This window comes from Halanaerobium kushneri (assembly GCF_900156285.1).
Classification (GTDB): domain Bacteria; phylum Bacillota; class Halanaerobiia; order Halanaerobiales; family Halanaerobiaceae; genus Halanaerobium; species Halanaerobium kushneri.
Map to the genome: position 1 here is coordinate 150,952 of NZ_FTNC01000005.1, position 11,700 is coordinate 162,651.

General features: G+C 33.6%; 10 protein-coding genes. 8 read left to right on the forward strand and 2 right to left on the reverse strand.

Annotation, left to right across the window (positions count from 1 at the left end):
* Window positions 1-35 precede the first annotated feature (35 nt).
* The 6 genes from BW929_RS05235 (at window position 36) to ric (ending at window position 6,931) form a co-directional block, all read left to right on the forward strand.
* Window positions 36-1,712, forward strand: a complete 1,677-nt coding sequence (locus BW929_RS05235; protein ID WP_076544322.1) for a 2-oxoacid:acceptor oxidoreductase subunit alpha — start codon at window positions 36-38, stop codon at window positions 1,710-1,712.
* Complete coding sequence (locus BW929_RS05240; RefSeq protein ID WP_076544323.1) at window positions 1,712-2,563, forward strand: thiamine pyrophosphate-dependent enzyme; 852 nt, start codon at window positions 1,712-1,714, stop codon at window positions 2,561-2,563. Before BW929_RS05235 ends, BW929_RS05240 begins: the two co-directional genes overlap by 1 nt.
* A gap of 92 nt (window positions 2,564-2,655) precedes the next feature.
* Window positions 2,656-3,147, forward strand: a complete 492-nt coding sequence (locus BW929_RS05245) for a ferritin-like domain-containing protein (RefSeq protein ID WP_076544324.1) — start codon at window positions 2,656-2,658, stop codon at window positions 3,145-3,147.
* 369 nt (window positions 3,148-3,516) lie between these two features.
* Complete coding sequence (gene hcp, locus BW929_RS05250; RefSeq protein ID WP_407645363.1) at window positions 3,517-5,181, forward strand: hydroxylamine reductase; 1,665 nt, start codon at window positions 3,517-3,519, stop codon at window positions 5,179-5,181.
* Between the two features lie 258 nt (window positions 5,182-5,439).
* Window positions 5,440-6,210, forward strand: coding sequence for a DUF438 domain-containing protein (locus BW929_RS05255; RefSeq protein WP_076544326.1), 771 nt, complete (start codon window positions 5,440-5,442; stop codon window positions 6,208-6,210).
* Between the two features lie 16 nt (window positions 6,211-6,226).
* On the forward strand, window positions 6,227-6,931 hold the full coding sequence (gene ric, locus BW929_RS05260; protein WP_084566103.1) for an iron-sulfur cluster repair di-iron protein: 705 nt from the start codon (window positions 6,227-6,229) through the stop codon (window positions 6,929-6,931).
* A gap of 110 nt (window positions 6,932-7,041) precedes the next feature.
* Here the strand turns inward: ric and BW929_RS05265 are convergent, their stop codons facing one another.
* On the reverse strand, window positions 7,042-8,670 hold the full coding sequence (locus BW929_RS05265) for a methyl-accepting chemotaxis protein (protein ID WP_084566100.1): 1,629 nt from the start codon (window positions 8,668-8,670) through the stop codon (window positions 7,042-7,044).
* Between the two features lie 150 nt (window positions 8,671-8,820).
* Here BW929_RS05265 and BW929_RS05270 point away from each other — a divergent pair, with 150 nt between their 5' ends.
* Both BW929_RS05270 and BW929_RS05275 read left to right on the forward strand, forming a co-directional pair.
* A complete protein-coding gene (locus BW929_RS05270) occupies window positions 8,821-9,663 on the forward strand; it encodes a methyl-accepting chemotaxis protein (protein ID WP_076544327.1) in 843 nt (280 codons plus the stop codon).
* Window positions 9,664-9,690: 27 nt separating this feature from the next.
* Window positions 9,691-10,182 carry an inorganic diphosphatase gene (locus BW929_RS05275; protein WP_076544328.1) on the forward strand — a complete coding sequence of 164 codons (492 nt, stop codon included), beginning with the start codon at window positions 9,691-9,693 and terminating at the stop codon, window positions 10,180-10,182.
* A gap of 361 nt (window positions 10,183-10,543) precedes the next feature.
* Here the strand turns inward: BW929_RS05275 and BW929_RS05280 are convergent, their stop codons facing one another.
* Window positions 10,544-11,212: a Crp/Fnr family transcriptional regulator gene (locus BW929_RS05280; RefSeq protein WP_076544329.1), complete on the reverse strand. Its 669-nt coding sequence runs from the start codon at window positions 11,210-11,212 to the stop codon at window positions 10,544-10,546.
* Window positions 11,213-11,700 lie beyond the last annotated feature (488 nt).

Consider the following 11,700-nt stretch of genomic DNA (forward strand, 5'->3'; position numbering starts at 1 on the left):
ATAAGATTTTGGAATTTGCAAAGGAGGTAATAAGATTGGATTTTAACATTGTAATTGCTGGCGAAGCAGGTCAGGGTTTAAAAACAGTAGAAGCAATGCTGACCAAAACTTTTTCTCGTCATGGTTATTACTTATTCAGTACTAAAGACTATATGTCACGTGTTAGAGGTGGCCATAACTTTATGCAGATTAGAATAAGTGATGAAAAAGTTGAAGGACCTGATGAGGGAATAGATTTACTTTTAGCTCTAAATGAAGAAAGTGTTGAGATTCACAATTCAGAAATGAACGAAGATGGAACAATTCTATCTGAAGTTGAATCTGATAAAGATGAAATGGTATATATTGATGCCAAAGGACTGGCAAAAGAGGTTAATCCTCGTGCAGTCAATACAGTTTTTGTTGGTGCAGCCTTTAAAATTATGGGGCTTCCAACAGATCAGGCTGAAGAGGCAGTAAAAGAACACTTTGCTAAAAAAGAATCAGTGGTGGATGATAATCTGGAATTGTTAAAACAGGGTTATCAGGCAGTAGATCAATTATATAATCTTAAGGACCTCGGTGAAAAAGAAGATAGAATGGTGATTGATGGTAACAGTGCAGTCGGTTTGGGGGCATTACTTGGAGGCTTAAGTTACTATACTGCTTATCCAATGTCACCTTCAACAGGAATTTTGCACTATGTAGCCAGTAAACAGGAAGAATTAGGAATAGTTGTCGAGCAGTCTGAAGATGAGATTGCCTCGATTAATATGGCTCTTGGTGGAACCTATGCCGGGATGCGCTCAATGACAGGAACCTCAGGTGGTGGATTGGCTTTAATGGCTGAAGGAGTTGGTCTGGCTGGAATTACAGAGACACCAATTGTAATTGCAGATGTTCAGCGTCCGGGTCCAGCAACAGGATTACCAACCAGAACCGGTCAGGGAGACCTTCTCTTTGCAGTTAATATTGCTCAGGACGAGTTTCCTCTGATGGTTTTAGCTCCTAAGGATCAGGAAGATGCAGTTTATCAGACTTTTAGAGCAATGAATCTGGCTGATAAATATCAAATTCCTGTTATTATTCTTTCAGATCAGTTTATTGGTGATGGTTCAAAAACTATTCCAGTAATTGACACCTCAGATATGAAAATTGAAAGACATTTAGTTGATCCGGCAGAGGTTGAAGGGGAATACAAGCGCTATAAATTTACTGAAGATGGAATTTCACCTCGCGCTTATCCGGGCCAGCTTAAAGATAATATAGTTTTATTAGATAGTGATGAGCATGATGAATATGCTCATATTGTTGAAGATGCTGAAACTAGAGATAAGATGGTTGCAAAGCGAAATAAGAAGATGGAAAAATTAGCTGCAGAAGATCTGCTGGAACCAGAATATACTGGTCCAGAATCTCCTGAATATATTTTGGTCGGCTGGGGTTCAACTGCTGGTCCACTAAGAGAAGGTAGAAAAATACTGGCTGATGAATTTGAAATTGGACATCTTGCTTTTAATGATGTCTGGCCACTGCCCACAGAGACTTTAGAAGAACTGGCATCCACAGAGGCTAAACTTGTATTTGTAGAAAATAATGCCGGGGCTCAATTTGACAGACTGGTACGCAGTGAGACAGGAATCAAGGCCGATTATAATATCTTAAAAGATGATGGAAGACCTTTCTCAGGTCAGGAAATTTATAGACGTTTTAAAGAAGAGGTGAGTAAATAATGGTAGATAAAAATATTTATCAAGCTGACCGCGAAACTGCCTGGTGTCCAGGTTGTGGTAACTTTCCTTTAAGAACAGCTCTGGCAGATGCTTTAGCTGAGCTGGATTTAAAACCGGAAGAAATTACAATGTACACCGGTATTGGACAGGCAGCAAAGATGCCTCATTATATTAAAGTTAATGGTTTTAATGGACTTCACGGACGTTCTTTACCGCCTTCGATTGGAATGCGGGTGGCCAATCCTGAGATGACAGTGATTGTAGAATCAGGTGATGGCTGTAGTTATGGAGAAGGTGGAAATCATATTCTGCATAATATAAGACGTAATCCAGATATTATTCATCTTGTTCATGATAACCAGATTTATGGACTAACAAAGGGACAGGCTTCACCAACAAGTTTGGAAGAATTAAGAACACCGGTTCAGACTCATGGAGTTAATGCTGAGCCTCTTAATCCAGTGGAATTTGCAGTTGGAATGAAGGCTAGTTTTGTTGCTCGCAGTAGTGTGGGAGATCGTGAGCACCTTAAAGAAATGATTAAGGAAGCAAAAAAACATAAGGGTTATGCCTTAATTGATATTTTTCAGCCTTGTGTTTCCTTTAATAAGATTAATACTTATCAGTGGTACAATAAGAGGGTCTATAAATTAGAAGATCATGATCCAACAGACCATGCAGCGGCAATGAAGGTAGCTCAGGAATTTGGAGATAAAATTCCAATTGGGATTATCTATAGAGAAGAAAAACCTACTTTTAGAGATCGAATTCCCTATCTTAAAGATAAAGCATTAGTTGACCGTGATGTTGAAGTTGAGGATCTAAAATTCTTAATTGATGAGTTTAAATAAGATTCTAATTCAATTTGGATTAAAACAAATAATAAATTAATAGTTTATAGAATTAAAATTGGATAGCAATTATATTAAGGAGGCATTTAATTATGAATATTTATGATTTTGCAATTGATTTTGAGATTGAAAACCGTGAGTTTTACGAAGACTGTGCTGCTAATACAAACCACGAAGAACTAAAAAGAGTATTTTTAGAACTGGCAGAAGAAGAAAAGAAACACGAAAATATTGTGCGTCAGTTAAAGGAAAATAAAGAGGTTGATGAAGTAGAGTCTGGCATTTTACCAAAGGCAAAAGAAGCTTTTGACAAAATTGCTGAAGATATGCCTACAGGTGAAGATGTAATGCCAGAAGAACAGGTTGATGTTTACAAAAAGGCTATTGAGTTAGAAAAAAAGAGTTATGATTTCTATACCGAAAAAGCTGAAGAATCAGATTCTGAGATAGTCAAAAAGACCTTTAAACGACTGGCAGAAGAGGAAAAGAAACACGAAAGAATTATGGATAACATAACTGAAATGGTAGATCGTCCAAATACATGGTTGGAAGATGCTGAGTGGTATCACTTAGAAGACTATTAAACTCAACTATTGTAAATAAAAAATAACTAAATAATTATTTCAATAATACCTGCAGCTGGAATTTAAATAGATTTTGCATTATAGAATTATCATTTATTGAGATTACCTATATTGGATTGAGTAAATTTGATTTCAATTGGATAGTCAGATAGATAATTGTAAGTGTGAGTGTAAGTAATTCCAGCCGCAGGTGTTTTTATTTAAGGGAAAAATTATTTTTCTGTGACTTATATCATAGAAGAATATATTTAAAGTTATATAATAATACTTGAGTAAAGCACTTGAAATTCAAATTTATTACTAGCTGCAGAAAAATATATTATATACTGCAGAATATATTTATTTCAAAAGGAGGAATAATTTATGTCTATGTTTTGTTATCAGTGTCAGGAAACAGCTAAGAATGAAGGCTGTACTGTAAGAGGTGTCTGTGGTAAAGATGCAGATGTTGCAAATTTACAGGATTTATTAGTATTTGTTTTAAAAGGAATTTCTGTTTATGCAGAAAAAGCTAAAGCAGAGGGTGTTGACCTCTCAGATAAAACTGCTCCATTTATTATGGAAGGATTGTTTGCCACAATTACTAATGCTAACTTTGATGCTGAGAGATTTGAAGATTTAATTGATGAAGCTTTTGCTTTAAGAGATGAAGTTAAAGCTGAATTTGAAAAAGCGTATAAAGAAAATCACGGCGAAGAATTTAGTGGAGAACTACCTGAACATGCTACCTGGTACAGCGACGATGTAAGCGATTATTATGATAAGGGTACTGATGTTGGAGTTCTGGAAACTGAAGATGTTGATGTTAGATCTTTACGTGAGCTTGCTACATATGGTCTTAAGGGTATTGCTGCTTACGGCGATCATGCCAGAGTATTAGGAAAGCATAAAGAAGAAATTGATAGATTTACTCAAAAATGTCTTGCTGCTACAACAGATGACAGTATGAGTGTTGATGATTTAGTAGGATTAGTTATGGAAACTGGTGAGATGGCTGTAGAAACTATGGCTCTCCTAGATGAAGCTAATACTTCTACTTATGGTCATCCAGAACCAACTGATGTAAATATTGGTGTCCGCAATAACCCTGGTATTCTAATCAGTGGTCATGATCTAAAAGATATGGAAGAGTTATTAGAGCAGACAGAAGGAACTGGAGTAGATGTATATACTCACAGTGAAATGTTACCTGCTAATTCCTATCCAGCCTTTAAAAAGTACGATCACTTTGTTGGTAACTATGGTAATTCATGGTGGCACCAGGATAAAGAATTTGAATCATTTAATGGTCCAATCTTAATGACAACAAATTGTATTACACCTGTTAAAGATTCATATAAGGACCGCATCTTTACTACTGGTATGGCAGGATATCCTGAGGTTACTCATATTCCTGACCGTAAAGAGGGAGAAAGCAAAGATTTTTCTGAGCTAATCGAATTAGCTAAGACCTGTGATTCTCCAGTTCAGCTAGAAGAAGGTACAATCCCTGGTGGCTATGCTCGTAATACTGTGATGAGCGTTGCTGACAAGGTGATTGAGGCTGTAGAAAACGGAGATATTGGCCGTTTTGTAGTAATGGGTGGTTGTGATGGCCGCTTTAAGGATAGAGAATACTTTACTGATGTAGCTAAAGAATTACCTGAAGATGCAGTAATACTAACTTCTGGTTGTGCTAAGTATCGTTACAATAAACTTGATCTGGGAGATATAGGTGGAATTCCAAGAGTATTAGATGCAGGTCAGTGTAATGACTCTTATTCCTTAGCTTATATTGCTCTCCAGCTTAAAGAAGCTATGGGTGTAGATGATATCAATGATCTACCAATCTCTTATGATATAGCCTGGTATGAACAGAAAGCTGTAGCGGTATTACTTGCACTGCTCTCCTTAGGAATTAAAGGAATTCGTCTTGGACCAACACTACCAGCATTTGTATCAGAAAATGTACTTAATGTATTAGTTGATAAGTTTGATATTAAGCCAACTGGTAATGCAAAAGAAGATGTTGCTGCAATTATGGCTGGTGAGTAAAATATTTACAGGTATCTGATACCTGGACATAAATATAAATACATCTATTGAAGATCTGCCCAGATTATGGGCAGGTCTTTTTTTTAGGTACAATTTTTCGCTCTAATTTTAGCAGTCATTAGCAGTCAGCAGAATTATTTTTTTAATTTAAACTACTTATGTGATATATGTCATAGTACTCCGGGCAAATTAATGGCATAATTAAAACATAGTAAATTACTCAAGTTTAAATATAATTAATATAAGGAGGCAGTAAAAATGGCTGCAGAAACAAGAAAAGAAGAATTAAAAAAGATTTTAGAAAGATTAAATAGTGGTGAGGCGACAGTTGAGGTTAAAAAAGAGGCACAGGAATTAATCGAAAGCATCAGTGCAAAAGAATTATCTGAAGCTGAACAGGAGTTAATAGATGAAGGTTTAGAGGAAACAGAACTCAGACATTTATGTACTGCTCATATTGAAGCAATGGCAGAAGAACTAAAAGCTCTTAAAACCAATGTGCCTGTTGGCCATCCTTTAAGTACTTTAATCTCTGAACATGAAGAAATCTTAAAAATATTAGATCGCTTGGATCAAGTTAATAAAGAAATACAAAAAATGGAAGAATTCGAGGCGGATAATCCATTATTCAGCGAATTAAAAGAAATAGGAGCTAAACTATTGGATACAGAAAAACATCATACCCGGGAGGAAGAGACTCTTTTCCCTGAAGTTGATAAAAGCGGAGTTACTGGTCCAACCAGAATCATGAGGATGGAGCATGATGATCTCTGGCCTCATAAGGAAGAAATAATGAATCTGGCTGAAAATGCTGCTGAGATGAAATTTGATCGTTTTAAAGCAGAATTAAAAATGCATTCAGAATATGTAGTTGTAACTTTAAGAGACCATATTTTTAAAGAAAATAATATTCTTTATCCAACAGCTAAAGATGTGATTTCAGATAGTATGTGGGAAGAAATAAAAGCTAAGAGTGATCAGATTGGCTACTGCAGTTTTACTCCTGAAAAAGAAATCAATGCTAAATAAAAAAAGAGGTGTTAAAATGTTTAAATTAAATGATACAGTGGGTAATATTGTAACTGAATTTCCGGGTGCAGCAGAAATATTAAAGGAACACAAAATTGACTTTTGCTGTGGAGGAGATCGGGAACTGGGGCTGGCTGTAAAGGAAGATTCAAATGACAATTTAGAGGCTGAAAAAATACTAAAAAAGATTAATCAAAATTACTCACAAAAAAAAGATGATTATCAAAAGATAGAAGATCCTAAAAATCTTTCTCAATCTCAACTGATAGATTATATAGTAAATAATCATCATAGTTTTTTGCAGCAGTACTTACCTCGTCTTTCTGAGCTGACTAAAAAAATTCTGCGAGCTCATCGTGAAAATCATGGTGAAGTTTTAAAGAAGGTTCACCGCTTATTTAGTACTTTAAAAATGGAATTAGAAGAACATTTAATTAAAGAAGAGGAAGAAATATTTCCCCTAATTAAAGAATACTCTGAGCAGGAAAATGATATAAAGAATAAAGAAACTCTGAATGCCATCCTGGAATTGGAATCCGAACATGATACAGCTGGTGAGATAATCAAGGAATTGAGAGAAGTTACAGCTGATTATCAGCTGCCCAAAGATGCCTGTAATTCATTTAAGCTAACTTACAATCTGCTTAAAGATTTAGAATCAGATTTATTTCAACATATTCATCTGGAAAATAATATTTTATTTGCCCGTCTAGAAAATTAAAACTTCTAAAGTTATAAAAAAGTATAAGCTAATAATAAACCCCCCTGCCTTAATTAAATAGTTAGCAGGGGGTGATTAATTTAAACTAATAAATCAACAAATTTATAATTTTATTCTACTTTAAAGTTAGAAATCATATTCTTAAGATTATCTGACATCTCTGATAATCGGTGGGCAGCAGATACTATTTCTTCAGTGGAGGCAATTTGTTCCTCACTGGAAGCGGCAACTTCTTCTGCATTGCTGGCAGCTTCGTCACTGACTGCGGCAACATTATTAATCATATTATTAACATCTGAACTCACTGCTGCCATTTCTCCAGTTTCGATATCAATTTCAGTAATTAAACTGCTTAATTGAGTGACTGCTTTTTCGATATTATTAAATATTGCTCCAGTATCTTCTATTACTTCTACACTATTATTAACTGCATCTTCAGTTCCATCCATTTTCTGAACAGCATTATTTACCCCGGCCTGAATTTTATCTATCAACTTAGAAATATTGTCTGTAGCTTCGGCAGATTCTTCAGCAAGCTGTCTAATTTCATCTGCTACTACCGAAAAACCTCGCCCAGCTTCCCCAGCTCGAGCAGCTTCAATAGCTGCATTTAAAGCAAGTAAATTTGTCTGTTGTGATATATTATTAATTAATTGAACGATATTTCCGATTTCTTCTGATAAATCACCGAGATTATTAATTGTAGAACCGATTTCTGCAGAATTATCTTTTACTTTATTGACCTGTTTAATTGAACTCTGCATTGAATCAGTACCATTTTTAACATTTTTAATAACTTGATTAGACGAATTATCCATTGCTTTTGATTTTTCCCTGGTAGTTTCTATTTTGGAGATTAGTTGATTGACACTTTTACTGGTCTCAGAAATTTGGGCTGACTGCTCTTCGGCTCCTGAGGCAACATTTTCTATTGCTCCTCCCACCTGTTCGGCAGCTCTTTCTACTTCCTGCCCGGAAGCGGCAAGTTCTTCACTTTGAGCACTTAGCTCACTGACTTCCATCTGAATTTCTCCCACCAAATCTTTTTGAGCAGCAGCAGTTTTATTATAAGCGCTGGCTAATTTACCAAGTTCATCCGTGCTCTCTATATCTAGCCTGTAGGTTAAATCTCCTGCAGCCATTTTGTTCATTCCAATTAATATTTTATTTATATTTTTAGAAATATAACGAGAAATAAATAAAATTATTAGTGTAAAAATAATAGCAGCTATAATTAAAAAGACAATTAGAGTATTAGAAATATTTCCAATAATATTTTCTAACTCATTCCTGACCCCATTGACCTGATTATTAATTATACCTTCATAAGTACCGGCCCCAATAAAAAAATCAGTATTATTTATTGGTGCAACATAACTTATCTTATTTTCATCTTCTCCCGTATTTGGATTTGCATAAATATAATCAACAAAACCGCCTCCACTTTCAGCTGTTTCAGCCAGAGAACGCAAGATATACTTGCCATTAGCATCCTGCAGATCCCATCTGTTATTACCTACAACTTCTGGCGATGGAGGAAGAGAGATTGTATTACCATCATAATCATAAATAAAGAAATATCCTACTTCTCCAAATCCAATATTTTTATTATAATTTCTAATTAGTTCCTGTAAATCCTGCTTACTTAAATCATTATTTGAATTATTTAACTCACCCAAAAATTGTGAAGCCGTTTCTGTAGCATTTTTAATTCTTTCTTTTTCTAAATCAAATAATATTGATAACTATTATAAATTATAAATATTTTAAATTATAATTAAAAATATAATTTGCAGTCAATATTTACGGATTGAAAAGCAGGATTACTTATATTGATCTAGAAATAATATAAGTGAAGTAATCATATTTAAAAACGGGGGAATTTTTTTATGCTTAAGATTGGGATTATTGGAGCAGGAGCTGGTGGTGCTTCTATATTAGAAACATTTTTGGATATAGATGATGTAGATGTAATAGGTATTTGTGATAATAATAGTAATGCCCCAGGAATAAAAAGAGCAAGAGAAAATGGGGTACCAGTATATGATGATTTTAATGATCTGCTGCAGCTAAATAAAGAGAAAGTTATTTTGGAAGTGACAGGAAATGACATAATTTCGGAGAAAGTTAAAGAAGCTGCAGATGAGAAAACTAAAATAATTGATTCTGAAACTTCTTTAATTCTTTTTAAAATCGTAAATTCCAGAGAAGAAATGTTAAAAAGAATGGAAGTTGAAGCTGATAAACTCTGTAATCTGGCTGTGGATATTGGTGGAACTATTGAAGAAATTAGTGATAGTAATAGTGAAAATATTGAAGAATTAGATCAGACTGCCTCTAAACTGCAGCAGGCATCAGAAAATAGCAAAGCTAATCTTGAAAAGACAAATGAAATAGTTAAATTTATCAAAACTGTTTCTGATCAAACAAAAATGTTGGGCCTGAATGCTGCAATTGAAGCAGCCCGAGCTGATGTTAAAGCTAATGGTTTTAATGTGGTAGCTGATGAAATTAGAAAATTGGCAGATGAAACAGGAGCTTCAGTTAAAGAAATAACCGGGTTTATTGAAAAGTTAAATGAGTCAACCGAAAATACTAAGATAAATATAGATAAAATGAATCAGAAAGTTGATCAGTTTACTGAAAATGAAAAAATTATGACTGAGAAATTACATAATGCAGCTGATCAGATTACAAAAATGGCAGAAAGTTTATCTGAACTTATTGATTAAAAAGTTAATTTAAATGGAGGAAATAAAATGAGTGGTAATTTAATTGATGTTTTTGTTGAGATTCCAAAAGGAAGTAATAATAAGTATGAGTATGATAAAGAGAAAGGTAAATTTAGATTAGATCGGGTAATGTATTCACCTGTATATTATCCAGCGGATTATGGATATTTAGAAGAAACTCTGGCTGATGATGGAGATCCACTTGATGCAATGGTTTTAACTACTTTTCCAACTTTTCCTGGTTGTATAATTACTGCAAGAGTAATTGGGATGTTTATTATGGAAGATGAAAAAGGTAGGGATGAAAAAATATTTACGGTTCCTGAACATGATCCAAGATTTAAAAATACAAATACTCTTTATGATCTTGAGGAACATCTGCTCAAGGAATACGAACACTTCTTTTCTGTATATAAAAATTTAGAAGAGAAGGAAGTAAAAATTATTGGCTGGGCGGGAATTGAAGAGGCTCTGCAGGTAATTGAAGAGTCCAAAGCTGCTTATCAGAGAAATAACTAAAATTGCTTATTTTTAAGTAAATTAACTAATTGAAAGAAACATGTCTATATGAAACTGACAGGAATATATTTTTAATTAAAAAATCCTGAGCCATTAATACTGGCTCAGGATTTTCTTATTCTTTAACTGTAAATATCGTTTTTTAATTAATTATTTTTCGCTGTTAAATATAATTCTATTAACTGAGGGGCTAAAACTATTCCCATCATAGTTAATACTATTAGTAAATCTCTCATTGTATTAACCCTCCTTCTTCTTATATTCTTATAGTCTTATAAAAGGTTATTAACAACATTATATAGTATTATTTGTTTATGTCAAGTAAAATAGTTAACAATAATGGTTATTATTAAGTTTTTATTTAGGTATATAACTTAATTTGATCAAGTTTATAAATAATAATTTTTTTGCGAGAGGTTTTAATTAGATCTTCACTTTCAAACTGCCCCAGGACGCGGGAGACAGTTTCCCGACTGCTGCCAATCATGCTGGCCAGTTCCTGTTGAGTTAAAGAAATATCTAAAATAACTCTATCTTTATTTTTTTTACCATACTTTTCAGCCAGAAAGATAAGAAGTCCTGCAACTCTAGCAGAACTATCTTTTAAGGCCAGGTCCCTAACATTTTGTTGAGCTCGACGCAGGCGTCCACTCATTTCTCTAAGCAGTTTAACTCCAATAGAGGGATGGTTTAAAATAAGACTTTCTAATTCTGATTGATCAAATACAATTACTTCAGTATCAGTCATTGTTATAGCTGAAGCAGGATAATTACCTTTATCAAAGGCAACTATTTCTGCAATTATATCATGGTCACTAAAAATATTCAGGATCTGTTCATCACCATTTTTTATCATTTTAGTTAGTTTAACCTGTCCATTTTTAATAATAAAGAATTTATCTCCAGCTTCACCTTCAAAAAAAATATATTCTCCTTTTTTAAATTCTGTTTCACTGGCAATCTCGTCAATTAAATTTAATTCTTCTTCTGTAAGCAGACTAAAAAAAGGTATTTCTTTTACTACACTCATTTATTTTCCCACCTCAAATTTATTCTATATATTCTATAATAAGCAATATTTTTTTAAAAATCAAGTAAACTGCTCAACTTTGAAAAATATTTTAACTTTATGTGATTTATAACTCAGAAAATTTTAGCCGGTACTGGTATAATTAAACTTGAATTCGGCAAGTAAAAATACCGAATCCAGTTATGATAGTCTTTAAACAGTAAATCTAGTTCAAATTTTTTTGAATAAAAAAATAGAATCTCCTCTTGGTTTTATGGTAAAATGTTTTTAGGACAAAAAACCATACCAAAACCAAAAAGGAGATTCTGATATGAGTTTACCACAAAACAACAATAAAATAAATAGTTTTAACAAATTAAATATTCCAGCTAAATTTGATAGTGATACTGTGTCTAGTTGTCCAGCCTTTTCTTATCTGGAAGCTGCTAAATCCTGTATAGATTTTAAATCTTTAATTTCAGATAATATTAGCTATCAAAAAGCAGCTA

Bases quoted from the DNA above. Each gene is read 5' to 3' on its own strand.
- BW929_RS05240 (WP_076544323.1), top strand. From the start codon at position 1,712: ATGGTAGATAAAAATATTTATCAAGCTGACCGCGAAACTGCCTGGTGT.
- BW929_RS05245 (WP_076544324.1), top strand. From the start codon at position 2,656: ATGAATATTTATGATTTTGCAATTGATTTTGAGATTGAAAACCGTGAG.
- hcp (WP_407645363.1), top strand. From the start codon at position 3,517: ATGTTTTGTTATCAGTGTCAGGAAACAGCTAAGAATGAAGGCTGTACT.
- BW929_RS05255 (WP_076544326.1), top strand. From the start codon at position 5,440: ATGGCTGCAGAAACAAGAAAAGAAGAATTAAAAAAGATTTTAGAAAGA.
- ric (WP_084566103.1), top strand. From the start codon at position 6,227: ATGTTTAAATTAAATGATACAGTGGGTAATATTGTAACTGAATTTCCG.
- BW929_RS05270 (WP_076544327.1), top strand. From the start codon at position 8,821: ATGCTTAAGATTGGGATTATTGGAGCAGGAGCTGGTGGTGCTTCTATA.
- BW929_RS05275 (WP_076544328.1), top strand. From the start codon at position 9,691: ATGAGTGGTAATTTAATTGATGTTTTTGTTGAGATTCCAAAAGGAAGT.
- BW929_RS05280 (WP_076544329.1), bottom strand. From the start codon at position 11,212: ATGAGTGTAGTAAAAGAAATACCTTTTTTTAGTCTGCTTACAGAAGAA.